General features: G+C 47.7%; 21 protein-coding genes and 1 tRNA gene. 9 read left to right on the top strand and 13 right to left on the bottom strand.

Features of this window, described 5'->3' with window-relative positions:
- Positions 1 to 37: 37 nt before the first annotated feature.
- The 4 genes from Mpt1_RS02155 to Mpt1_RS02175 all read right to left on the bottom strand — a co-directional run bounded on the left by Mpt1_RS02155 (position 38) and on the right by Mpt1_RS02175 (position 4,425).
- Positions 38 to 412 carry a fluoride efflux transporter FluC gene (locus Mpt1_RS02155; RefSeq protein WP_052399238.1) on the bottom strand — a complete coding sequence of 125 codons (375 nt, stop codon included), beginning with the start codon at positions 410 to 412 and terminating at the stop codon, positions 38 to 40.
- Positions 413 to 1,542: 1,130 nt separating this feature from the next.
- The gene (locus tag Mpt1_RS02160; protein ID WP_048111665.1) at positions 1,543 to 2,649 is read right to left on the bottom strand and encodes an IS110 family RNA-guided transposase; all 1,107 of its coding nucleotides are present in this window, start codon (positions 2,647 to 2,649) and stop codon (positions 1,543 to 1,545) included.
- Between the two features lie 313 nt (positions 2,650 to 2,962).
- Positions 2,963 to 3,841: a S1 family peptidase gene (locus Mpt1_RS02170; protein WP_048111681.1), complete on the bottom strand. Its 879-nt coding sequence runs from the start codon at positions 3,839 to 3,841 to the stop codon at positions 2,963 to 2,965.
- A gap of 74 nt (positions 3,842 to 3,915) precedes the next feature.
- Complete coding sequence (locus Mpt1_RS02175; protein ID WP_052399239.1) at positions 3,916 to 4,425, bottom strand: hypothetical protein; 510 nt, start codon at positions 4,423 to 4,425, stop codon at positions 3,916 to 3,918.
- A gap of 298 nt (positions 4,426 to 4,723) precedes the next feature.
- Here Mpt1_RS02175 and Mpt1_RS02180 point away from each other — a divergent pair, with 298 nt between their 5' ends.
- Positions 4,724 to 7,342, top strand: coding sequence for a hypothetical protein (locus tag Mpt1_RS02180; protein ID WP_048111683.1), 2,619 nt, complete (start codon positions 4,724 to 4,726; stop codon positions 7,340 to 7,342).
- 9 nt (positions 7,343 to 7,351) lie between these two features.
- Here the strand turns inward: Mpt1_RS02180 and Mpt1_RS02185 are convergent, their stop codons facing one another.
- From Mpt1_RS02185 to Mpt1_RS02225, 9 genes are all read right to left on the bottom strand, one after another.
- Positions 7,352 to 7,987: a tetratricopeptide repeat protein gene (locus tag Mpt1_RS02185; protein WP_048111685.1), complete on the bottom strand. Its 636-nt coding sequence runs from the start codon at positions 7,985 to 7,987 to the stop codon at positions 7,352 to 7,354.
- A gap of 12 nt (positions 7,988 to 7,999) precedes the next feature.
- Positions 8,000 to 8,890, bottom strand: coding sequence for a tetratricopeptide repeat protein (locus tag Mpt1_RS02190; RefSeq protein ID WP_048111687.1), 891 nt, complete (start codon positions 8,888 to 8,890; stop codon positions 8,000 to 8,002).
- Positions 8,891 to 8,989: 99 nt separating this feature from the next.
- Entirely contained in the window at positions 8,990 to 10,309 is a 1,320-nt protein-coding gene (locus Mpt1_RS02195) for an ATP-binding protein (RefSeq protein ID WP_048111694.1), read from the bottom strand.
- Positions 10,310 to 10,340: 31 nt separating this feature from the next.
- Positions 10,341 to 10,871: an IS630 family transposase gene (locus Mpt1_RS02200; RefSeq protein WP_048111305.1), complete on the bottom strand. Its 531-nt coding sequence runs from the start codon at positions 10,869 to 10,871 to the stop codon at positions 10,341 to 10,343.
- Positions 10,868 to 11,380 (bottom strand): helix-turn-helix domain-containing protein, encoded by a 513-nt coding sequence (locus Mpt1_RS02205; RefSeq protein WP_048111303.1) that lies wholly within the window; start codon positions 11,378 to 11,380, stop codon positions 10,868 to 10,870. The genes Mpt1_RS02200 and Mpt1_RS02205 overlap by 4 nt, the downstream gene beginning before the upstream one ends.
- 230 nt (positions 11,381 to 11,610) lie before the next feature.
- A complete protein-coding gene (locus Mpt1_RS02210; protein WP_048111696.1) occupies positions 11,611 to 12,294 on the bottom strand; it encodes a M48 metallopeptidase family protein in 684 nt (227 codons plus the stop codon).
- Positions 12,278 to 13,990, bottom strand: a complete 1,713-nt coding sequence (locus Mpt1_RS02215) for a YgiQ family radical SAM protein (RefSeq protein WP_048111698.1) — start codon at positions 13,988 to 13,990, stop codon at positions 12,278 to 12,280. Before Mpt1_RS02215 ends, Mpt1_RS02210 begins: the two co-directional genes overlap by 17 nt.
- Before the next feature lie 9 nt (positions 13,991 to 13,999).
- On the bottom strand, positions 14,000 to 14,479 hold the full coding sequence (locus tag Mpt1_RS02220; protein ID WP_048111700.1) for a GNAT family N-acetyltransferase: 480 nt from the start codon (positions 14,477 to 14,479) through the stop codon (positions 14,000 to 14,002).
- A gap of 3 nt (positions 14,480 to 14,482) precedes the next feature.
- Entirely contained in the window at positions 14,483 to 15,331 is an 849-nt protein-coding gene (locus tag Mpt1_RS02225; protein ID WP_048111702.1) for a pyridoxamine kinase, read from the bottom strand.
- 494 nt (positions 15,332 to 15,825) lie between these two features.
- Here Mpt1_RS02225 and Mpt1_RS02230 point away from each other — a divergent pair, with 494 nt between their 5' ends.
- The 8 genes from Mpt1_RS02230 to Mpt1_RS02260 all read left to right on the top strand — a co-directional run bounded on the left by Mpt1_RS02230 (position 15,826) and on the right by Mpt1_RS02260 (position 24,594).
- Positions 15,826 to 18,585, top strand: coding sequence for a SpaA isopeptide-forming pilin-related protein (locus Mpt1_RS02230; RefSeq protein WP_048111703.1), 2,760 nt, complete (start codon positions 15,826 to 15,828; stop codon positions 18,583 to 18,585).
- Between the two features lie 164 nt (positions 18,586 to 18,749).
- On the top strand, positions 18,750 to 19,394 hold the full coding sequence (locus Mpt1_RS07780) for an acyltransferase (RefSeq protein WP_052399240.1): 645 nt from the start codon (positions 18,750 to 18,752) through the stop codon (positions 19,392 to 19,394).
- Between the two features lie 112 nt (positions 19,395 to 19,506).
- A complete protein-coding gene (locus tag Mpt1_RS02240) occupies positions 19,507 to 20,424 on the top strand; it encodes a hypothetical protein (protein ID WP_052399241.1) in 918 nt (305 codons plus the stop codon).
- 185 nt (positions 20,425 to 20,609) lie between these two features.
- Positions 20,610 to 20,771, top strand: a complete 162-nt coding sequence (locus tag Mpt1_RS07680; protein ID WP_158386734.1) for a hypothetical protein — start codon at positions 20,610 to 20,612, stop codon at positions 20,769 to 20,771.
- 90 nt (positions 20,772 to 20,861) lie between these two features.
- Positions 20,862 to 22,832 (top strand): ATP-dependent DNA helicase, encoded by a 1,971-nt coding sequence (locus tag Mpt1_RS02245; RefSeq protein WP_238603139.1) that lies wholly within the window; start codon positions 20,862 to 20,864, stop codon positions 22,830 to 22,832.
- Between the two features lie 40 nt (positions 22,833 to 22,872).
- Entirely contained in the window at positions 22,873 to 23,808 is a 936-nt protein-coding gene (locus tag Mpt1_RS02250; protein ID WP_048111707.1) for a bile acid:sodium symporter family protein, read from the top strand.
- A 32-nt stretch (positions 23,809 to 23,840) separates the two neighbouring features.
- A tRNA-Ser gene (locus Mpt1_RS02255) sits at positions 23,841 to 23,928 on the top strand.
- A 96-nt stretch (positions 23,929 to 24,024) separates the two neighbouring features.
- Positions 24,025 to 24,594, top strand: coding sequence for a nitroreductase family protein (locus Mpt1_RS02260; protein ID WP_048111708.1), 570 nt, complete (start codon positions 24,025 to 24,027; stop codon positions 24,592 to 24,594).
- Positions 24,595 to 24,690 lie beyond the last annotated feature (96 nt).

Raw genomic sequence — 24,690 nt, forward strand, 5'->3', positions numbered from 1 at the left:
TAGTGAAATGGCAACCATTTTTGGCCATAGTTTCAGATCATAACACTAAAGCAAGCCCTCTGCCTAAGAATCCCACTCCGATACATACGGCCGCACTTAGTACGAAAATAACAAGGGCCCTCATGGGCTTATCTTTCCAATGCTGAGCCATCTCCATGGAAACCGAAGACATGGTAGTGAACCCTCCGAAGAATCCCGTGAAGATCAACAGTCTCATGATCTCGGTCATATCTGTGAAGTAAAAGAAAATGAAGCTGATCAGGAAGCACCCGACTATGTTCACTGTGAACACGCCCCATAAGATCGGTTTGATGAAGGGGAACCATCTTGTAATGCCGTACCTCACAACGGAGCCGACAGCCCCACCAAGTGCAACAGCTGCAAGCTGCAGCATTGTATCTTCGACACCCACAAAAGCCTGAGTGCCTCATCGGATATAAGTCATGCTCCCGGAAAGGGTCACAAGCGTGCATTTTAGGGTGGTTGAGCCTAAAAAGATAGAATGATCACATTATCCCGACATTATGCATGATTCTGTATGGTAAAACGTTGATTTTTAGGGTGTTCAAGTTGATATTCGGGGAACCGTCGTAGACACTTTTTTGTTGACTTTTTGTAGAAAATGATCGTTTTTATCGTTTTTTTCAAGTGAAGTGATTTTTTACCTCAGAAAATGATATTTTTTATATTTTTTTGCAATAATTTTTACTCAGTGTATTTTATTAAGTTAATTGCTTAACTGAATAAAATAAATTCACTATATGATGTAAATTTTATTTTTAAGCACCATAGATTATTACACACTATAATTATTTTAGTTAATAGCTTAACTAAATAAATTATTTTTACTGTGGTGATGGATATTGCAATTTTAATCAGCTGTAATATAACGTAGTGTAACTAATTAAGCTAAATACGTTATTAACAATATTATTTGTTCAATTTTGTAAAAAGATGATTTTGAGTTTAGTATAATGATAATGTGGCATAATTAATTAAGCTAATATAGATACTTATTTAATAAATATCACTTAAACGAAAATTGATAAAATCTTAAATATTGTGAGGTTGGTATAGAACACAGGAAGTGTTTAACGACCCCCCAAGGGGAGTTGGGTTCTTTACGAGAACCACACGACTGTAGTTTAGTGTATGTCGAGGTCTATAACAACCTCGGTGTCACCCAGGACTACGGTGATCCTGACGCGGAACACTGTTCTGGAAATCATGTGTATACACCTCATTTAGACATAAATTGGGGCCTACACCCCCATTTATGCGATATACGTTACTACAATTAGAAAGCTATCGCTATGTCATGTTGCGAAAAGACGGATCACAAGGAGTTTTTTTCAATGCTCGGACAGGTACGGGAAGGGCATCTCATTTCCGACCATCGCTAAACGAGGCCACATCTGCTTCCGGCCGAACGGAACCCTACTGTGCAATCTCCTGCTCGTTCGATGTCCGACAGGACATGAGACCCGGTGAGCCCTGCAATCTTTCGGTTTCCGGTTCCTTTCTCCGCTTCGCATCATATGCTCAGTCCTCTTCGGCATCCTCCGTTTCTCTTGCACGCTTCAGCAGTTCGGGGTCGACTGTGTAAGGTGCGTTTTTCTTCAACACCGACCATATCACGGTCAGCAGCTTCCTCGATGCTGCGGTCAGCGCCTCGTTCTTCACTTTACCTCTCTTCACCAGTCGGCGATACATCTCTGTGACCACCGAATCCTCGACATTCTGGATATGCGAGAACGCACAGCGCTTAAGCATTACCCTTGCTACCTCGTCCCCTCTGTGGGTGGTCGGACAGTCAGGACTGTGGTCGGCCGAGTCCCTCTTTCCCGGCACAACACCGAATGACGCGGTGAATTGCGTGACCTTGCCGAATCTTCCGATGTCCACGATCAGGGACGTCAGATACGCTGCGGGCACAATCCCTACTCCGGGGATGGAAAGGATCAATTCATACATGCGGTTCCCGGAGAACATCTGGGCTATCGCCTTCTCAACGAACCTTACTCTGGATTTGGCATCCAAGGCGAACTTTATCTGCATCAGCAGATAAGGGTCCTTGTGCTCCTGCATCTCCCGAACGGCCTTGACGGACAGAATGTCATCGTATTCCTTTGACAAACTGATGCCGTGGAGAAGCAGGTGCGCTCTGATCCTCTGCCTGGCCTCTTTGAGATATATCCTTTCGTTGTACACTCCTCTGCACATCTCCCGCTTGGTCATCCATTCCGGAGAAGGGATGAAGCAAGCGGCGAACTCATTCTCGCCGTTCAGCCTTCTCCTCATATATGCCGCCAGTTCGATGGAATCATTGCGGTCTGTCTTCTTCACCGATCTCGTTATCCGGTACAGGTCCACCGCCTGAGCAACGGTCACGTTCATACCTAGGCCCTTCAGCATCCAGTATATCTCGTGAGATTTCGTCGAATTCTCTATCAGGACATGGCATTCGTGCTTCGAAAGGAACGCCGCCATCTTCTTCATTCCATCTCCGTCGGCAGGGAATTTCCAGAACTCTTTATTGAATGAATCCAGGAACTTCTCGTGCCTTTCCCGTGTTTCCCCCATGCCCGCATAAACGGCATAGGCGGAACAGAACTTTGCATGGACATCCATGCCAATCGCTGTTTTCATATTCTTTTTCTCCCGCTGACAAGAGAAAGAGCACTGTCTAAAGAAGGGGTTTTTATCCTGCCCAGCCCATATGATCCATGACCTGTGCTCTTTGTCGTTGTAAGCAAACACAGAGGCGCAGGCCACAATTTATGTCTTGGGCAGTCTCCTTCCAGGTCGGTTCCGGGTACGCCGGCGGTTTGAGCGTCGGCGTACCCGAACTGCCCAACTACCGGTAATTCCTCCATGTTGCATTTCATATTAATAGCAAAGCGGGGGAGGTATCCTAAAGTACCGAAACTACAACCCTGCCAGATGGAAAAATGCGTGGCGATTATGATATCCTGTAACCGCTCTTTTCTCCCTCTACTTGGAATTTTATGTTGCGGTCTTTCAGTATCGTCTGAATTGTTTTCGTATGTATCCCGAGACCCACATTTATGAATTGGTTCTCAACGACCCTCTTCCCTTCATACTCGGCCGTCGGCTGGAATCCGAGCGGCATGTGCGCTGTCTGCACCTGCATAGCATATATCCTTCCTTTTGTGTCAAAGATCGGGCCTCCCGATTGTCCCCTGAGGCCGGGTGTTGTGGTTTCCACGTAAAGCATCTCGTAGTTACCTTCTTTGCTTCTTCCTTTGAGGACGTTACGTGTATGCATTCCATCGTTGGGGAAAAGCGGGAGCGGAAGCACTCCCTTCTTTATCCTGAATGATTTAACGCTCTCATCGAACTCGGATTCGACGTTCGCAAACGGAAAACCCAGCCTGCATACACTGGTGCCCGGCCTGAGAGAGTTCGGATCTCTGAATACGGGATATTCAGTGATCCATTTCGAATCGAACGGTTCTAATCTTCCGACACAGATATCTATTTGTCTGTCCACGAACGCTTCGACAAGCCTTACGCCGTCCCACGCCCACCAAAAAGAGTGATTGGTAAGCCAGTCCGGGTCTGTGCGGATCATACCCGGCATATGTCCCGTTCCGGGGCCTCTGGAAGAGTTAAGCCCCTCCACTTCCTTGATCTTGTTCTGATCCCCTTGGAATTTTACAAAGGAGTCGAACATATGGCCGGCGGTCATTATCCACCCCTCTTTGTTCAAAATGACGAACGCACCGCAAGTGGCATCCACCTTGCCATCCATGTGCCTCGTTGAGATTATCAAGGGTCTTGTGAATTTTGCTGCCTTATCGCATGCATCCGCAAACATACAAGCACATTAATGTCCTTGTAGTATAAATTTATCTCAGACAGGAAAAGAAGTGGTTAAAGAGGGCTGTGCCCTCATAATTGTTTTAAGATGATGTCAAAATACTCCGGGGTTTCCATCACGATGTTCCCTATCAGTCTGACAAGTTCTTCGTCGGCGAGCATGACATCAAGCACCTTGGGGTCGGTGAGAGCCATCCTTCCGAGGTACAACTCGTTCGCTCTCCTAAGATCCTGAACATACTTTATCTTGATATCCATCGCGGCGTTATCTTCTATCCTGTCCTCATCGGAGAGGGCTGGAAGGTACATGTCGTTGTAGATCCTGACCGAGTCCGGAGGAAGGGTCGCTATGTCCTCAATGTATCCGCTTAGGTCGTTGCTTCCGTCTTTCAGGTCGTCAACTATCGTTTTGTAGCCGATAATATCTTTCTTGAGGAAATCAATCATGTTTAGGTATTGATCCGCTTCATCGCCTTTTATCACTGTCAGTTTGTCCTCGAGCTCGTCGATCTCCATGATCTTACGGCCTATGACGGAACGAAGCAGCACCACTTGTTTTCTTATGTCGATATTCCCATCCATTTAATTCACCTGTCCATATAATACTTGAACTTACTATAACATATACGCTTGGTTCTTATAGTCTTTTTCGTTGAAGTGTATAAAATATGCCTGTTTGTTTTCCCATGCGCTTTATGCTTCATCTTTCAATGTTAGTCATTTTTTTTGCCGGAAAAACCGATAAATTCTATGTAGTTCAATAATGTTTATTTAGGAAAACAATAACTATAGGAGAAGGACTGGGGGGTGCGTATGTGCAGTTCAGTGGTAGATGGAACATTTGTGTTCTATATTCCATCGCATCAAGTGGGGGGATAATATGAAAAAACGGATCACATCTATTGGCTCCAATAATAAAAAAACGAGCCTGCTCCTGCTGATAGCAGTTGTAACTTTTGCGGCGGTCATTTTTCCTGCGTTCAATCAGTCTTCTGAAGCAGCCGCAGGTCAATTTTATAATGAGAATAATGTACTCGAAGACCTGCCGGATGTGATGATCGAACTCACCGGCACCGAAACGACCCTGAACGGCGGAACAACGGATTATGTCACGTACTATGTAAGCCACAACATCTCATACACTTCAATCTGTTCCATCCAAGGCAAGGTCCGTATCATCATCGATGACGGATGCACAATGACCGTACCGAACAACTCCAACGGCGGCGTGCAGGTGAAAGCCGACAGCACCCTGTCTGTTTGCCCGAGAGAAGATAGAACCGGTCTTTTGTATTCAACAGGCGGAAATACGATTAAGCTTACAGGCGCTCAAAGCACTCTGATCAACGTAGCCACAATAAAAAATGATGAAAATAGCTATGTTGGGAGGGGGGCAATAGCATGGACCGTATCTCTCTCCAACATTTCAGTTACCAACTATGGTATTATCCAGGGCCCTAACGGCTTTTATATTAGCTGCTTTGTAGTATCGACAGTTTACAACTACGGCGAGATAATCGGCACCAAAAAGAGCGGCATCTACGATCCCGGTGTGGTCTATAACTACGGTACGATCGAAGGCGCCGATTCGGGTATTTACTCTGCCGGTGCCCTAACGGTCACGAATGACGGCACCATATACGGCGTGAATTATGGAATAATGTGTACATCGAACGGAGGAATCAGGACCTTCATCAATTACCAGAACGGCACTATCGAGGGCGGAAACATTGGTATAAATGTCGAAACGGCGGGAGCAAAAATAGAGAATGACGGTATAATCACCGGTTCGAACATCGGCATTAATAACGGATATAACATCACTCTTATCAACAACAACACAATAAACGGAAATGTCTCTCTCGCCGGAACGAACACGATCTCGTTCGGTGCCGGAAGTAAGATCAACGGCAACTTCTCGACAACCGCAGGCTACAAACTGACCTTTACGGGTACACCGGGCGATGATCTCACATATGCGACCATTACCGGTAAGACCGACCTGACCAACGATATATCCAACGTATTTTTCGGCGATGACTGGGTCGTTCCTCCGGTATTGCATGCTAGGGACAAGATCGTTCTCATAGGCGGCGGAACAATAGCAAACAGTCCCGCATCAAAAGCATATTCGGCCGGAGGGTATGATTTCGATGTATCGGTGGAGAATGGGAACAAACTCGTCGCAATACCTCGTTTGATAGAAATTGCGCTGAAAGATAGTGATACCAGCGCAATATTCGACAGTGCAAACCCATATGATTTTGCCACAGAAACGCAGGGTTACACTCCAAAGGTCCTGAATGTCACAGTAACCAACATCGGAAATGCAGGCACAGGTGCCCTGTCGATAACGACCGCAGGTGCAAACAAAGAGGATTTCTTTGTCTCTTTGAACAGTGTTTCAAACATAGGGCCGGGAGAAAACTATTATTTCACGGTCACACCCAGTGCCGGCCTTTCTCCCGGAACATATACAGCAACAATTACTGTCGGACCGGCTGCCGGGAACGCCAAGGCTGTCAACTCTGTAAGTTTCACCGTAAGCTTTACGGTAAACTCTGCAGGCCCGACAGGGAAAGATAAAAATTACATCATCGAAGCGACCTCAGACACGGGATCCACCATAACTCCGAGCGGAGAGATCGTTGAGCTGCAGGGCGCCACCCAAAACTTCTTCTTCAAGGCGAAGGACGGTTACACCATAACCGAGGTAATGATAGACGGTTACATCAGCTTGACACCGGCTGAGATAGCCGGCGGAACATACACCTTCACCGGCGTGATGGCCGACCACAAGATCGAAGTGAAGAGCACGTTAAACTCAGGAGACAGCGGCGGCAAGGGCGAGAAAGGTAAGACCTATACCGTAACAGCGACCGCCGACCCCGGCTCCACAATAACTCCGAGCGGAAAGGTCTCGGTGCAGGCAGGCAACGATCAGGCGTTCACCTTTGGGGCAAAGGACGGCTACAAGATAACCGCGGTGTCGATAGACGGCATCTACAGTCTCACACAAGCGGAGATCGACAGCGGATCGTACTCCTTCACCATCGTTATGTCCAACCATACAATAGACGTGAAGAGTGCCATATACTCCGGAGGCGACGGCAAAGGAGACGGCGGAGACGGTATGTTGGGTTACACTGATAACAGCAACGTTATCGATAACAGCAACGCTACAGGTAACAGCGGATTCCCATGGTGGATAATCGGCCTTTTACTCTTACTGATCCTCGCTGTGCTGCTGATATGGTTCTTCCTGTTCTACAGAAGATATTATGACGTGATAAAAGTTGGAACCTCAGTCACGATCGTCGGTAAAGACAGGGCACACAGGAAGAGCAGATATTCATTCAAAGTAGAGGGAACGTATTCCGAAGTTTCCTACACGATCGGAGAAGAAGGCGAAAAAAGGATAATTCGCCAAACACCGAACGGAGACTTCTCAATACCGAAAAGAGAGATAACCGACACAGTGACAATAGTGGCACACTGAAAACCTTTTTCAATAAATTTTATCTTTTGATACTCTTTTTACAGATTTGCCGCAGAAAGGACACTCGGTACATATGGTCTCGAGGCCGTTCTCGTCATCTCCCACCAACTCTGTTCCTTTATAAGTTTCAACGACCCTGAAATGGTCGTCAAGGACCGCGTCATACATCTTTTTGCAGCATACCGCCTCAACATCCTGGTCGGATATCTCAAGGTTCAGGATCGGCCTGGATCTCAATCTTCTGCTTCTCAGCTCAGATAGTCTGGTATAGATCCTATCTGCATCATCTTCAGCACCAGGGATGCCCATTTCGGCGGCAAATGCATAATAGAACAGCGCTTCGCGGTCGTTCTGCTCAACGGCAAGACCGCGTTCATACATTCCTCCAAGGGCATACATCGCTACCGGATCGAGAACCCCCGCGGCCTCGGAGATCATATCGTAAGCTTTTTTCAGATCTCGTTCGACGCCCTTTCCGTCCAGATACAGGAACCCCATAACTCTTTTTGATGGAAGATGCTCCTCTTCGCAAGCCTTTGTGAGCAGCTCGGCCGCCCTTTTCAGATCCGCATCCCCGCCATCATTCAGGAGAAGGATAGCTTCATTATACATATCGTCCGGATCGCTGTACTCTCTTTCTTCCATGATCTTCCTCCGTTACTCAATCTTGGAAAGCAGGTCCCTCGCCTCTCCGCTTCCGCTGGATGCGGCGAGTCTGAGCCATTTCATCCCTTCTTCCTCGTCCTTTTCTACCCCGAAGCCGTCAATATAATACATCCCGACAAAGTACATCGCGCCTAACATACCGCCGAGCGCCGCTTCCGTGAACCATTTAAAAGACAATTCCGGATCCTTAGGCAGCTCTGCCGACCCGACATTGTATATTATCCCGAGCCGCTCCATAGCAAAGACGTCGTTGTTGCCGGCCGCTTTTTCGTACCATTCGGCCGCTTTTTTAAAATCGGACTTTACGCCCATGCCGCTCTCATAGCATACGCCGGTCTGATATTGGGCGTTTATGTTCCCTGCCGATGCCGCGTTCTTATGGAGTTTGAATGCTTTTGACAGATCCTTTTCGACACCCAATCCCTCTTGATATAGGAACGCCAGAGAGTTCCTTGCTTCCGAATTGCCTTGTTTAGCGGACTTTCTGAACAATTCGGCGGCTTTTTTATAATCTTTTTCGACTTCTACACCGTCCATATACGCTATCCCGAGGAACAACTGAGCATCGCTTATTCCTGCCTCTGCGCCGATCTTTGAATATTCGACGGCCCTCTTCCTGTCCATTTTTTTGTAATCGCCTGACATGAACATCTTTACCAAAAGAGTCATCGCATCCGGATTCCCTCCCTTGCTTGCTTCTTCGAGCAATTCGAATCCATTATCGACATTCTGTTCGATGCCGATGCCGAACAGATTGGCCATTCCCAAAGCATACAACCCGTCCGGATCGCCTTCTTTTGCCATTCTCTTTACTTCATCCAGATCGGCGTCAAAAGAGCCGTTGTCCGTCTCGAATACAAAATCCTTATTTTTTTCGGGCACAAGGGTGAATATGCCGTCTGTCTTATATCATTTCACTTCGTTTTTATGGCCCACGCTGAGTGTTCCACTCAATTCAAAATAGGACCTGTACGGTTGGCGTCATTCTTTCCTTTTGACGGTCTTCAAAATATGATCTCTCAGCTTCCAAATGACGTAAAGCGGGATGTAGATCACATTGTCCGTTTTTCCGCTCTTTACGGAAATGGTAACAGCGATTTTTGGATCATACCTTTTAATGAATTCCAGAAGGCTTTTTGACTTGTTGCTGCCGGCTTTGACTTCGATCGGGACTACTATTCCGTTGATCTGCGCAACAAAGTCCACTTCCGCTACGCCTTCAGATCTCCAATAGTACGGTACATCTCCGTTAGAGGCTACCAGTTCATTAAGAACATAGTTCTCCGCAACTGCTCCCCTATACTGACTATACTCTTTGTCCTTGCTAAAAATGAAATCTGGTGGAACGCCGGCCATCTTTCTCAGTATCCCAATATCTGCCAGATATACTTTGAAATTTGCATTGTCTGCGAACATTGACATAGGCACGGCGGGCTGCACGACCTTAATCACCTTGTAAACAAGCCCCGCATTGATGAGCCATTCCAGAGCATCCTCCAGATCCTTTGATCGTGCACCGGTCTTCACATGGCCGAATACGAATTTGTTATTGTCCTTTGCCAATTGGCCCGGAATGGATCTCCAGATCAGCGTCAGTTTGGTAAGTGATTCCGAAGCGTGTTTTGAGAAGTCCTTCTCGTAGCCTTTTATTATATCTTCAAGTATCGTTTCGACCATTCTGATATCTTTGTTGTTGATCCATGAAGCTACCGCTTCAGGCATACCACCCACCAGATAAAAGTAGTCAAGATATGTGTTCAGTTTGTCTGCTATAGGCAATGGGAGCGGCACAGTCGGATCGCTCTTGTCAATATGCTCTACCAACATGTCTTCTGCGTTCGCGAGCAGAAACTCCCTAAAGTTCATAGGTCTCATCTGTAGCCTGTTGACCTTTCCAACAGGGAACGAGTACGGTTGGGAGGTCAGCACTCCTAGCAATGAACCCGCGCACGCAATGTGGTATTCCGGAGCGTTCTCATAAAAGGGTTTCAGTGAGGCAATCGCCTGATTGCACAGCTGTATTTCATCGAATATCACCAACGTCTTATCTGGTTCGATCTTTTTCATACGGAACAGACCAAGCTGATCTATTATCCTTTTTGGATCAAGATCCATACTGAAAATGTCATTCAGACGGGGGTTATTATAGAAAGTGAAGTATGCGACGTCCTCGTAGTTCTCCTTTCCGAATTTGTTAAGGATATAAGTTTTACCGCACTGTCTTACACCTTCAAGGAGCAAGGGCTTGCGATCCTTTCTGTTCTTCCATTCGAGGAGTTTACTGTAGATTTCTCTCTGCACGAAGAGATATTATCTATAATCACGAACCTAACTATTTAGACTCATGGTCGATTAAAAAAGTCCTCTTCCATCCTTCAGCATAGCTCATTTTCAGGGATTCTTTCATGAATGTCTCTTTAACAAACTCCACCAGATGATCTTTGCAGAGAAGGAACATACCGGAGACCCTTGCTTTGACGGTCTTCCATATGAATTCGATCGGATTGAACTGCGGAGAATACGGCGGAAGGAAAAGGAACTCGATATTGAGTTCGGCCGCATGGGATCTCACTGCCTTTGTATGATGGATCCTGCCGTTATCCAATATCATCAGCACTTTCGTGTTTCCGTTGGCTGCGCGGATCGCATCAAGAAAAGCACACATGTCAGCGCCTTTGGATGATTCCGGGAACAGCACGGAAGAATTACCGTTGATCGCATAGAACCCGAATGTGTTGGCGTTCACACGATCGGAGTTCATCTTTCGAACGGGTCTTCCCAACGACCACACTCTTGCGGTGTTTACGCTGATCCTCTGTGCGGATTCGTCTGCGAACCCCCAGGCGATATCGTTCAGGCTCACAGAGTCCAGCGCTGTTCCGAGTCTTTTTTTAAAATGCCTTCCGCATCGGCAGGGCGCCGATAATCGACATCATACGGCTTGGCATGTCTGAATCCCATGGACCTGAGCATGGAACGGATGTGTTTCGGAGTGAATTCGATACCGAAATGTTCTCTTACGAACGCCCCGGCCTCAACGGTGGTCATCATGTCCCTTGCCACCGCATCCCTGAACCTTTCTTTCTGTTCAAGGGTCATGGCGGAGGGTCTCCCGCCTCCGTAGTTAGGCATTACGGAATCAATGCCGTTCTCGTTCCAGGAACTCTGCCAATTGTATCCGGTCTGAATGGTTATGCCTTTGATCATGCACGCTTCCGGGACCGAATATCCAAGATACCTCAATCTGATGAACTCAAGTCTTTCGCCCGCTTTCTTTTGTTTCTTGCTCTCTGCCTCTATCTCTTTCAGCTTTCCTTCGATGAACTTCAGGTCGACAGGCTTCGAGATCGGTATCAGTTCAATTCCCGCCATGAAAGAGATATGAACTTAATCATTCAAATAAGTTAGGTTCGCAACTATAATTTCTATTTGTATTTTACTGGCATGCATTTTACTAACGAATGTTTTGCAATGTTACTGCATTTTACTAACGAATGTTTGGCAATGTTACTGCATTTTACTAACGAATGTTTTGCAACAATTTCTCTGAATGTGGATCCGATCAATGGTTGAATTTGTACCATGAGTTTGTGAACGATATCTTATCTGCTGCCGAGAGCTTTGAGATATTTTTCTGCTTCTTCATACTTTGGATATTTTCTTTCTTGCTGACGGAATTCTTTGGAATGAGATCTCTGACCTGGCCTGTATCCCTGCTTTAGATGGAGCGCTTCGTGATACACCACATAATCCAAGACGAATTCTGGGATCGAGACATCGTCAAGTAAACACGATATACCCACGACCCTCATCATGGGTGAGCAGAAACCGAACTTCCTTACATTGGGGATCTTTGTCCAGGAGAAGAATGAATTTCCGATGCTGCCCGGATCCAGAAGTCCGGAGTCAAGCAGCCTGTCCAAGGATTCGATAAGGTTCCTTTCGTTCCCTTCCGGCGATCCCGTAAGGTTCCTGCTTCTTCTGAGATATATCTTTCTTTTACTGTCGATGTATTCGTCGGACCTCACCCAATCCAAGTATGTTCTTCCGTATGTGGGTCTTTTTTTCTTTATCGTTCCGATGACGGTCTTTGAAAAATCCGCTATAACATCATCCGGTGCGTCGATCAGATAATCGGAGATCCTGATGTCTATCATGTTCCCTGATCTTTTCCAGGTAGCCTGGAACTCTTTCGGGCCGAAGAATGCGGCATTCCTAAGATCCAGACCATTCTCGGAGACAATAGGGGAGATAAGATCGAACAGTCTCTCATCGTCTTTTTTCATACCCTTTCCCCTTGGATCCCAACAGGATATCTTTCTGCTTTTGTTTCGTCTGCATCGAATGTTCAGACTTCAGATTCTTTGTGTTATCGAGGTCCCTTCTTGTGTGATACATCAATGTGGATACGGTAGAGGGTGTGGGAGTGAATATCTGGACCTGTTCGGGGTTGGTCTTCAATTCCCTGTGGACAAAATTGTTCAGTTCTTCCATGTCCTCTTCATAGCAGCCGGGATGCGCCGCCATGAGATAATAGGTGAGGAATTGGTCCTTTCCTTGTTTTTTATTCGATTCGTCGAACATCTCCTTGAATTTGATAAGGACATCGGGGCCGGGCTTGCACATAAGTTCCAGAACGTGCGGGACGGTATGTTCGGGAGCCACTTTCAGCTGACCCGAAACATGATTCCCGACTATCCGATCCACATACTCAGCGCCTTTCTTTCTGTCAAAGATGACCATGTCGTATCTTATTCCGGAGGCGACCATGACCTTCTTCACTCCCGGTATCTCGGACATCTTCTTCAGAAGAGCGATCTGCTTTGAGTGGTCTATGGGAAGGTATGGGCACGGCTTCGGATAGAGGCATTTCTTGTCCTTGCAGGCGCCCTTTATGGGCTTGATCGAACACTCGATCCCGTACATGTTCGCGGTCGGCCCTCCGACATCGTATATTATGCCGTTGAACCCCGGTCGGGAAGCGATCCTTTCCGCTTCCGATATGATCGATCCTTCCGATCTGGATATAACGGTCCTTCCCTGGTGAACGGATATCGCACAGAAGGAACATTCGCCGTAGCATCCCCTGTGGGACGTGATGGAGTTCTTGATGGTATCCATCGCTCTGACCGCTCCCTTCTTCAGATAATACGGGTGCACGGCGTTCTCATAATCCAGAGAGTAGATGCGGTCCAACTCCTCGGATGTGAGATGTCTCGACGGCGGGTTTTGGATCAGGTACCGATCGCCGTGTTTTTGGAATATCCCTTTGGAAGAGACGGGATCATTGTTCTCATAGAATATCTTAAAAGCTTTGATGAAATCGTTCTTGTCCTCGGCGCATTTCTCATAGGCGGGCATACCGATATAGCCGCCGGAGGGAGGCTCTTTTCCGATCCTGCATATACCCCTTACGTCTGAAATGTCCTTCCCGTCCCTCATCCTCTGTGCAAGTTCCAGATTGGATAATTCAGCCATTCCGTATGTGATGACGTCCGCTTTTGAATCGAACAATATGCTTCTTCTGACTGAGTCGGACCATGCGTCGTAATGTGCTATTCTCCTAAGGCTCGCTTCGATCCCGCCGAGTACGACAGGCTTGCCCTTGATGTATTTCTTTATCAGGTTGGTGTATGCGATGCAGGCGCGGTCCGGACGTCGGTCGTTGATGCCGCCGGGTGTGAAATCATCATCTTTCCTGAATTTGTTGGTGGGAGTGTAGTTTGCCACCATAGAATCAACCGCACCGGCGGTGACGCTCCAGAACAATCCCGGTTCCCCGAGCCTTGTGATATCCTTATCAGAATCGATATCGGGCTGGCAGACGATGCCCACTCTGAATCCGTTGTCTATCAGCCAATGTCCGATGACCGCAGCTCCGTTGTAAGAAGAATCGATATATGTGTCGCCCGAAACTATGATGACGTCAAGGGCTTTCCATCCTCTTTTGTTGACCTCTTTGGGAGTGGTTGGTATGAACATAACGGCATCTCAATAACAATATTCCATCTTATAATCATCCAGGAAGAAACCGTTGCCGATATCCTCAATGATATCTTCTGTGATGACGAACCCTTTTCTTTTGTAGAATTCGATGGATGGCTTATTGTCCTTGTTGGCGCGCAGATATACCTTTTCCTTTTTCATCATCTTTCCAAGACCCAGAATGTCATCTATCGCTTTTGAACCGAGCCCTTTACCGCGGAAATCCTTTGAAAGGTACAATTTGCTCATGAAAAGGGATTTGTCTTCCGGGACTACGCAGAAATATCCTGCTTTATCGTTCCCATCCATTATGTAAGAATAAAGATACCCATCTTCTATCTGCTGTTTTATCGCGCTCTCGGACTGGACCATCTTTACTATATACTCTATCATTTCGCTGTCAAGGAATCCGGTGTAGTAGTCCATCCAGATATCCGCCGCCATATCGGCCAGTTCCTTCGCTTCCTCAACGCCGCAGAATCTCATTTCTTATCCTTCTTCGATCTTTTTGATCAGTTTGCCAAGTCCTTCTTCGAAGTTCACTCCGAACCTGATATCCGTGCCGGCCTCCCTGGTCCTTTTTATGCTTTCGGCAGTGAATTCTACGGCTAAAGCATTTGCTTTCTTAATATCCAGACCCTTCATGAGAGCGGAGACTATCACCGAGCCGAAGACATCACCGGTCCCGTGGTAGTAGCCGGGTATAAGGTCGTAAAAAGAGTATGATATCTCGTTCTTTTCGGTATCGTAGGCCGCCGCACCTAAGCGTTTATTATCGAAGAACACGCCGGTGAGAACGATCTTCTTCGAACCGATCCTCCCCAGCTTTCTCAGCAATCCCTCGATATAATCCTTTGAATATGGACCCCTGATGTATTTTTCACCGAGAAGCAATGCGGCCTCTGTTATGTTCGGGATTATAACATCCGCCGTCTCGCATAATCTCCTCATTCCCTTTGGGAAATCTTTGTTGAAGATGGGGTAGAGCTCTCCGTTATCCGCCATTACGGGGTCGACTATGATCATGGTGTCCGCGTCTTTCAATTCGGTGAATATCTTTGAAACAATATCGATCTGTTCAAAGGATCCGAGGAATCCCGTATATATGGAGTCGAAACGAACATCAAGGGTCTTCCAATGGTCGAGTATGGGTATGAGATCCTCGGTGAGATCCCGGTAGGTGTATCCGGTGAACCCTCCGGTATGCGTGGACAGGACCGCCGTCGGCATCACCGTGCATTCCACTCCTGTCGAAGATATTATAGGAAGCGCAACGGTGAGCGAGCATTTGCCGAAGCATGATATATCATGTACGGCGAGGACCCTTTTTTGGACCATATGGTCAGTTAAGGTCAGATGATTTATAATAAACTACTGTGAAGCGGGATGAACGTGTTGCAAAACATGCGGTCCTCTTGGATGTGGTTATGATTCGAATCGTTTATTGACCGACCTGTTTTAATGTTTTTGTCAGTAATTTTTCAAACCGTAGATAATATATCGATTTCCTCCGAAGCAGCCATATTTGAACGATGGTTAATTCCCGCCGAATAATAGTATATAAAGGATAGCGTGTAAATGTGCCAGATGTGTAAAATATAATATTCTGCAATCTATGAACGCCGACATTAAAGCTATACTGCTTAATAGACAATATATATATATATATATATATATATATATACAGAAATAGGCATTCCGCTTCAAGAGAAAAAACGAGATTAAGTGTGTGACCATACTGGGGGGCTAATCGCCGTCATGGAATGCCGCCGATACGCGTCAATATGAATCGCGGGGGGCGCCATTTTCTCTGGTATAGGGAGGAAATACACATGAGAAAAAATACGATTGCAATTGCTGCATTTGTCGTGGTCATGGTGATGGTGCTGACAGCACTTGTACCACTGAGCCATTCAACGACATCCGAGGCGGCGCCTGTCGGAAGTGGCCCGACAGGTGGCAATTTTGACCCAAATGCTCAGTATTGGATATCTGATCAGTGGGTCCTTGGGAAAGGCGAAGTCGTCGTCAACACCTGGTTCACAGACGGTGGATTCTGGGGCGACATGAAAGGAATAGGAGGAAGCAACTCAGTTCTTGATATTACGGTCAGGGACTCTTTGGATCCGAACAATTACAGCGCATACACAGCGTTCTGTGCCCATTACGGCTCGAAATCCTTCGGACAGGACGACAGCTATCAGGCAGGCGCTCTTGATCCGGTGCTGAAGGCGAACATCCTTTCGGCACTTAACTACATCTACGACAAATACGGAAGCATCGATTCGTGGCAAGTTGACAATCAGATCGGATGGAACGGTCAGCTTGGGCAGCCTTACGACAGGCCGATAACGGTAGAGGGCACAACCAATGTCCTTTCTCAGATCGCAATATGGATGCTGATGGATGACAATATCGATGTGATTAAGGCTATGTATGCTAACCCCGGCGGCCCGGATTACAGCCCCTGTTTTGGTGTCTTTGACGATGCCGTAGCAGAGATACTTGCCGCTGTTGCGGCCGGCTACACCGGAAGCGGAGCAATAACAGACCTCGTTTACCTGGTCGGCCCCAATTTCCCGGACGACACGGTCTCGCACCAGCCTCAGATCGTCCCGATCTTCGGCCCGACAAACTATGTTGAGCCGACCTTCGGCAGCCTTACGATCGCCAAGGATCTTGGCAACAAGGCCAGCTACCCCGGCTCGATAACAGGCGGTTATCCGACCGAAGCGAAGCCAACGGTCGCAAAGAACGGTAAGGAGACATGGGACCACACAATATACGCACATGACCTGGCTACAAAACTCGGTGAGGGTGGCGTTAACTGGTTCCAGTGGAACGGCGGTGCCGCCGACAACAAAACGGCCGGCATGACGTTCGCCAACGCAGGCGACAGTTATAACTTTGCACTTGTGCAGGGAGACAAACTCACTCAAGTCGGCAACTATACTATAACATACAACGGCGGGACAAGCTTCACAGTGACCTTCAACGACCAAATGTCGACGAACAGCGCACACCTGTCCATTTCGAACACTATCCTGGCCGCTAAGAACACCAACGACAAGAACTACAACAAGAACAACATCTGGACGACAGCACCCGGTCAGCAGCAGATCGCCTTCAGCGGAAACTCGTTCACATTCAATGCAACGTGGCTGAACCTGAAGAATCCGGTTTTCGTATACATACACCTTGACGGTCTCAGCGGATACGAGAACACCTTTGGTGCTCCGATCGGAGCGGCATTTGACTTCAAAGTGACCGGCCCGAGCTTCCCGAACGGCGAATTAGTCAGCGTTACGGCCAACAGCTCAGTAACGCTCACTGACCTCATCCCCGGCGAATACACTGTAAAAGAGATTGCCAGCGGATGGACCGCAACCTATTACGTGGACGGAGGAAGCGCAGTAACAACACCTTCCGTCAAGGTAACGGTCGTCGGCGAGAACAACACGGTCGTCAGAGCGGTGAACATACCTGGCGAGAATAAGGTACAGGGAGAGTTCTCATTCCAGAAAATGGTCGAGAACATCGACGGCACTTCTTCTGCCGGAGCGGACTTCACCTTTGCAGCCTATGACTCAGACGGTAACTTCATTGCCAACGCAACATCGAATGCGAACGGTATCGTAACATTCGGACCTTCCGAAGACATCATACCCGGCGAGATATACTACGTCTCTGAGGTGACCCAGAGTTCCAGATATGTATCCACCGCAGGAGAATCCTTTGAGATCGTAGCGGTCGAGGAAGGCACGGTAATTGCGCAGCAGAACATGTTTGTCTTCACCAACTACCTCGCACCCGGCGCACTCAAGGTGACCGCCGATGTGCAGGAGAACTACTACAAGTGGTACTACAAGCCAGTGTACAAGACCGCCGGTCCCGATACATTGGTAAGCTGGGCCGTTAACCGTGCCGATCTGCCCGATGGCTTCACAGGAGCCGTTGTCAACAACGGATTCACCTATCTGAAGATAGATGTGGGGACACTGAGGGCCCTCGGAGACGCTGGTGCAAACATAGGTATCGCTAAGTCTGACCCATCGAACACAAGCATCGGCTACACATACAATGTGAAGATAGTCGGAGATAAGATCGTCGTCACATGCAGCAGCAGCCTATTCGGGTCGGGAGAAGGGTTTGGCATCAAGGTGTCCGATACACCATGGACCGACAACCCCAACGACAGTTCGCTGAAGCATTTCAGAGTCGAAGTGCAGTCATGCGATCTGCCTGCAGGCGACACTGTCTACTTGTTCTTCCATGTGGATAAGGGCGAATGGACCCTCTTGCCGCTTGTACAAACAGGTTGGGCATTGGACCATAAGGAAGGACCGCTGGCAAGAGAGTACGCGGGAGATGTCACCATGACCGTCACGAATGCGGCGGGCGATGAGGTCTACAGCGGCGCTCTCGGTCTGGTCGATAACCTTAAGGCAGGCGAGTACACAGTGTCTGTTACAGCCGGAGGCGAGGTCATCGGCACAGAAACAGTGACCGTAGAACCCGGCGAAACGACCAACGTCGATTTCGGCACACTGGTCCTGACAGCTCTCGGTTCGACTGAAATAGTCTACCTCTGATAAAAAACCTTAATCACAAACAGCACACACTCTGGGTGCGAAAGCACTCAGGGCGTGTCATTATTTTTTCTATCATTTTGCCATCATCTTTATCAAATCAAAAGAGCTACATAATTTCCTGTCACTATAGCTGAAGAGAATAAAATTCGCAACAGAGGATCATCATGAAAAGAGAGTTCCGCGAGAGAAATGAGATACTGGAGTTCAATAAGAAATTTCCGGATCAGAACAAAACAACTCCTTTTGAAAAATTATATGTTAATTTGAGAATAAGAACGGCACCGTTCTTTTACAGAAGATACAAAGCCGGGACAGATAAATGGCTTGTGAAGCAAGAGAAGCTGAGTCATTTGGCTTCCGCGGGGCTGGGCCCGAAGCTCAGAGCGATCTTTTACGAAGAGACCCTTACGAACTGCGGGAAGAACATGTACATCCACTCGGGAGTAACATTCTACTTCCCATACAACATCTCCATCGGGGACAATGTCTACATGAACAGGAACGTCTTCATTACGGCCAGGGACAGGGTGGAGATAGGGGACAATGTATTGATAGGGCCCAATGTGATGATAAACACCGGCAACCATGTATACACAGACCCGAAGACCCCGATATACCTGCAGGGTCATGTCTCAGAGGAGATCGTCATCGAGGACGACGTGTGGATCGCCGCAAATGTGGCCGTACTCAAAGGCGTAAGGATAGGAAAGGGATCAGTTGTCGGCGCAGGCAGCGTTGTGGTGAAGGATGTCCCGCCGTACAGCGTTGTCGTAGGGGTACCGGCAAAAAAGATCAAAGAAAGAGCTTAATCGAATGATAACGAATGTGTTGCCAAAGATCCAACAGTATGATTTTTACTGAAAACACATCCAAAATCCAGTTCATTGCTCAAATTTAAATCAAAAGATAACATAGCATAAGATGATGCCATCATTCGACGAACATCTCGAGGCTGTTTTGCGCGACTGCAACGACAGGATCAATCAGCTTGAGGAATCCGGTTTTTCTGACGAAGAGATGCTGGACGCCCTGATCAACAGAGGCAGCGCCCTTTCGATGATGGAATATTACACTTCCGCACTCGCCGACTACAACGATGCCGTAGATCTGATAATTCAGATGGAAAAGAACGGGAAACCGGTCGACCCCGGAAGCTTTGTTCGTGTTTTTGTCTCAAGGGGGGAGCTGAACGCAGACCCGAGCCAAATGGCAGAGGATTACGCCGTCGCTTCGACCCGTCTTGCAGAGATCAAAGATGATACAAAATACTACGATCGAAAAAAGATGATCCGCATGTGCATGGACTGCTGCGAAGATCTCGTCGACAACGGGCTCTCGGGCGGAACGGCGCCGTACATTGATAGACTGTATGAGATGCTGGTCGGCAGGGACGACAATTGGTCAAAGAACCGATACCTCGAGTTAATGAATCTCAGTGCCCAGTCGATGTTCGATCTCGGCATGGAGGACGAGGCGATGGAATACCTCTCCGAAGCTATCGCCACCGGATACACCCTATTCCAAAAGAATTTGCTGGATGATTATATGTCCCTTGTTTTTGCGCTTGTAGTAAGAGGGGATATCGAACAGAGGAAAGGCCTTTTGGAACAATATTTCATAGACAGGAAAGCGGCGATATCCCTGCTGGAAGAACTTCTTTCCATGAACAAGCTCGATGATATCTCAGTATTGGTAAGGATGCATCAGGACATCGCAAGCTCGTACATGACCGTGAACATGGTCAAAGAGGCCGAAGAGCATCTTATGAGAGAAGTGATTCTGAACATGGACGGGGCGGAAGAATACATCCGCGAGTATGTGAACAGAGACAAAAAGTGATGTTCTCGGTACTTTCGGGTACTTTCGGACACCCCCCGATTTTGCTTATATACCTAAAAAACACTATTCTAATTAAGTGAAAAGGGACCGGATTTTGTCATCAAAATCACAGTTGAAACCGACTTTACTGTGGTGTATTTTTCACAACGAGCAAAACTCGACTGAAGGAGCAGTGGTGATGAAAAATGAACAAACCGAGTGAAAAAGTAAAGTTGTTCGAGAACATAGAAGTCCGTGCAACATGGGATGAGGAAAAAGAGAAGTGGCGGTTCTCGACCATAGATATTATTGGGAGTGGGGAAGGTTGTGAAGTGGTTAGCAATACTAACCAGTTGAAAATTGGTTAAGAGGTGGATCAAATGGAGCAACAATTCTGTCCAAATTGCAGTTCGATAATTTTTCCGAACCAGAAAAAATGCGGTTCGTGCGGGCGTGCAGTGGACAGATCCTCCGGCATCGGCTTGGACAGTTTCCTTAACAGATCCCAGCCGGAGAAGAAAATGGTGAAGGAAGAGAACCCCGAAGCGCCGTACCTCCCGTATGAGCCGAGGCCGATGCAGCTTGAGATCATCACCGACGTAAGGCGTGCGATCGACGAAGGAAGGCACATCGTGATGGAATCGGGCACAGGCACCGGAAAGACCATCGTCTCTCTCGCGGCGGGCTTGGAACACGCCATGCGAACGGGAAAAAAGATAGTCTACCTCACAAGAACGATATCTCAATCCGACCAGGTGATGAAAGAGCTGAGAGCCATCTCCACAATAAAACAGGTCTCAGGAATAACGATAACCGGAAGGAACAAATCCTGCCCTCTCTTTGCAAAAGAGGGTTTGGACGATCTTCCTCCCAATGTGCTTTCGCTGATGTGCGACGACAAGAAAAAAAAGAGCATGAACGACAACGCAGGCGGCTGCAGGTTCTTCGACAGGACAAAGGCGGAGATCAACAATGTCATGAGCTACTGTCTCAAAGAATTCCCCACCTCCGCCGAACTCGATACCTACTGCGAGAAAGCGGGCGTCTGCCCGTATGAGATGAAGAAGATGCTGATGAAGGAGATGGACGTCGTCGTTGCGCCATATATCCACATATTGTCGGAAGACATCAGAACGAACTTCATCGCAAATCTTGGGGGAGAGGATGTTCCGCTTTTACTTATTGTGGATGAGGCGCACAATCTGATCGATGCGGCGAGGGATCAGGAGAGCTTTTCCATCACCATGAGGATGATAGAGGCGGCGATGGACGAATGCACTGTAACAAAGACGGGAGAAACGCTTAATAGCATTAAGATAGAGGACGTTATCAAATTCCTGAAGGCTGCGATAAAACAACTTGCGACCCAAAACATATCTCTCGGGGTAAAAGAATTCAGACTCGGAAAGGATGCCCTTGAGAGCCTGATCATGAAACGCTTCAACGTAACGAGGAACGAGTTGAACGTTCTCATCGAAGATATGATCGGCGTCGGCGACAAACGAATGGACACTCTATCTGAAAAAGGGGATTTCTCCATCTCCGAGATATACACACTCGGCGTAGCTTTGAGGGACTGGGTCATGTCAGATAACGACAGATATGTCAGGTCAGTGAAAACATCCGAGAACGGGGAATACCTGTTCGCCGCATGCATAGATCCGTCCGACATAGTGAAGTTCATGCAGGAGCAGCAAGGCGCTGTGCACATGTCCGGAACGTTGCAACCTCTCGAACAATATTACAAAGTAATGGGATTACCCAGAACGGCGATCGCCAGGACGTACCCTTCCCCCTTCCCAAAGGAGAATCGTTCGGTAATATATGTGGACGATGTGACCACCAAGTACGACAAAAGGGATCCCGTGATGATGTCACGTATCGAGAACAGGATAATCGATCTGTGCAATGCGGTCGAGAAGAACACACTGGTCTTCTTCCCCTCGTATAAAATGATGAAGGATATGCGCGCAAGTCTTGAACTTAAGATCAAAAAACCTATGTTCTGGGAGGAATCCGGACAGCAGAAAAGAACGATGAACGCTCTGAATGCGTTCAGAAGAGGCTCAAACGGCGTATTCTTCAGCGTAATGGGGGGTTCAGTGGCGGAAGGTATCGACTTCCCGGGCGAAGAGTTGTGTTTCACCATCATCGTGGGTATTCCGTACCCGCCGCCATCGCTTGAATTAAAGGCAATGTCAGATATGTTCGACGCAAGATATGGGCCGAGGATGGGATGGAGATACACCAGCGAAGTTCCCGCTATAAGAAAGATCAGACAGGCCATAGGCAGGATGATCAGGACCGAAACGGACTACGGCATGGCTGTGATACTCGACTCCCGGGTATCGGAGTATCAAAGACAGCTCGAAGCAACATTGTCAAAACACCCGATAAAAGATGCGGTCGACTTCTTTTCAAAAAGATAAATGCAAAGCATGAAATATCGACCTCAGGTTTAAGTGGAATATGGCGCTGATCGGCACCCTGTCCAATATGAGGTACTGGATAATTCTGGGCGTTGCGATGGCGCTACTGATCGGGCCGATCGGGGACTTCTCTTCGAATCTGCTGATCATCGTCCTGATAATCCAGATGACCTTGTCCATGGACGGCCTTACGCTGAATTCAGAAAATATAAAGAAGAACAAAAGGCCGATTCTGTATTCTGTCATCGGGTGCTTCGGCATCTCTGCTGGAGTTACGCTGATAATCGGGTCATTCTTCATTTCCGGTCACCAAGATCTGTGGAATGGATGGGTATTGCTTGCGGCAGTTCCCTGCGCAGTATCATGCGTGACGATGTCATTCTATCTTAAAGGCAACACGACGATGTGCGTGCTTGCGTTAGCGGTGGTATATTTCTTGGCTCTCGCGCTGACGCCTCTTATAACTCTGGTGATGCTCGGAGAGGCAGTCAGCGTGCTCAAAATACTCTCATATGTGATATTGTTCGTCGTTGTGCCCATGGCGGCGTCTTTCCCGCTGAAAAAAATAAAGATCGACCGCACGACAAGAATGATAACAGTCAATATCATGATGTTCCTGATGGTGTTCTTGGCTCTGGGTGCGAACAGGGATTTTCTGTCATCGGAACCGGTCGTGGTTATTCTTGTGATCATCGCATGCATAGTACGCGTCTTTGTCGTAGGTTTCCTGATGACCCACATTTTCAAGAAAAAGGGTTCGAACAGAGAGAACGCTCTTGTTTACATCCCGATGTCGGTGTGGAAGAACTCCGGTCTTGCAACGACTTTGTGTTTCGTTCTGTTCGGAAGTGCCGCCGGAGCGGCCCTGCCGTGCGCCATATCTCTGCTTGTCGAGGTCCTCTGGTTCGCATCGATATCAAGTTATATAGAAAAGATCTGGCCTAGTGATAATCCTATTTCTGCCGTTAACGGTTGAGTTAAATATGACCACCATATTGCATGAATTAAGCGGAGGTAGCTAAGCCCGGCCCACGGCGCCGGTCTTGAAAACCGGTGGTGTCTCACCCCGGGAGTTCAAATCTCCCCCTCCGCGCCACTTTTACCTACCCAGATGTTTGAATTTTCAAATTCAAAATTTTTGTCCGAGCTGTTCCTGCAATAAAGATTAATGCGAGTAATGGGTTGTCCAGTCATGAACGAAGTACTGAAAAACATCTACGGCAGAGCCTCCGTAAGAAGATACAAGCCGGACAAGGTCCCGGAGAAGGATGTGAGGGAGATCATAAAAGCCGGATTCCACGCCGCCAACGGCATGAATCGCCAGGCGCTCGAATTCGCAGTGCTGGAAAATAAGGATGCGATCAAAAAATACAACAGGAAGGCCATATTGCTTTATGCCGACATGATAAGAGCGGCAGGACACTCCAACCCCATGGTCGAGAACATGGTGAAGAATCCCGAAGCGGACATATTCCACGATGCGCCGATGCTTGTGTTCGTATTTGCGAACCCTAGTGCGGTAACGCCTGTCGAGGATGGTTCGTTGGCGGTAGGCAACATGATGTTGGCGGCACACTCGATGGGATACGGCACGTGTTTCATAGGCTTCGCCGCAGGACTGGGTAATGATAAAGAATTCAGGAACGAGTTGAACGTTCCGGAAGGCCACAGATACCTCGCATGCATGACGTTAGGAAAGCCCGACGGCAGTATGGGGACGCATTCCCGCTCAGAGATAAAGATACTCAGCTGGGTAAAGTGACCGAATGAGATACCGAAAGACACTGCTCGGTACGTTCATAGAGAGGCCGAACAGATTCATCGCTTACGTTGAGGTAAACGGAAAAAAGAAAAATGC

Source organism: Candidatus Methanoplasma termitum (assembly GCF_000800805.1).
Lineage (GTDB): Archaea > Thermoplasmatota > Thermoplasmata > Methanomassiliicoccales > Methanomethylophilaceae > Methanoplasma > Methanoplasma termitum.

Coding starts and splice junctions, on each gene's coding strand:
- Mpt1_RS07680 (WP_158386734.1), top strand. CDS start 20,610: ATGAACAAACCGAGTGAAAAAGTAAAGTTGTTCGAGAACATAGAAGTC.
- Mpt1_RS02185 (WP_048111685.1), bottom strand. CDS start 7,987: ATGGAAGAAAGAGAGTACAGCGATCCGGACGATATGTATAATGAAGCT.
- Mpt1_RS02210 (WP_048111696.1), bottom strand. CDS start 12,294: ATGAAAAAAGACGATGAGAGACTGTTCGATCTTATCTCCCCTATTGTC.
- Mpt1_RS02225 (WP_048111702.1), bottom strand. CDS start 15,331: ATGGTCCAAAAAAGGGTCCTCGCCGTACATGATATATCATGCTTCGGC.
- Mpt1_RS02170 (WP_048111681.1), bottom strand. CDS start 3,841: ATGTTTGCGGATGCATGCGATAAGGCAGCAAAATTCACAAGACCCTTG.
- Mpt1_RS07780 (WP_052399240.1), top strand. CDS start 18,750: ATGAAAAGAGAGTTCCGCGAGAGAAATGAGATACTGGAGTTCAATAAG.
- Mpt1_RS02175 (WP_052399239.1), bottom strand. CDS start 4,425: ATGGATGGGAATATCGACATAAGAAAACAAGTGGTGCTGCTTCGTTCC.
- Mpt1_RS02205 (WP_048111303.1), bottom strand. CDS start 11,380: ATGGCGGGAATTGAACTGATACCGATCTCGAAGCCTGTCGACCTGAAG.
- Mpt1_RS02160 (WP_048111665.1), bottom strand. CDS start 2,649: ATGAAAACAGCGATTGGCATGGATGTCCATGCAAAGTTCTGTTCCGCC.
- Mpt1_RS02240 (WP_052399241.1), top strand. CDS start 19,507: ATGATGCCATCATTCGACGAACATCTCGAGGCTGTTTTGCGCGACTGC.
- Mpt1_RS02180 (WP_048111683.1), top strand. CDS start 4,724: ATGAAAAAACGGATCACATCTATTGGCTCCAATAATAAAAAAACGAGC.
- Mpt1_RS02250 (WP_048111707.1), top strand. CDS start 22,873: ATGGCGCTGATCGGCACCCTGTCCAATATGAGGTACTGGATAATTCTG.
- Mpt1_RS02215 (WP_048111698.1), bottom strand. CDS start 13,990: ATGTTCATACCAACCACTCCCAAAGAGGTCAACAAAAGAGGATGGAAA.
- Mpt1_RS02220 (WP_048111700.1), bottom strand. CDS start 14,479: ATGAGATTCTGCGGCGTTGAGGAAGCGAAGGAACTGGCCGATATGGCG.
- Mpt1_RS02260 (WP_048111708.1), top strand. CDS start 24,025: ATGAACGAAGTACTGAAAAACATCTACGGCAGAGCCTCCGTAAGAAGA.
- Mpt1_RS02230 (WP_048111703.1), top strand. CDS start 15,826: ATGAGAAAAAATACGATTGCAATTGCTGCATTTGTCGTGGTCATGGTG.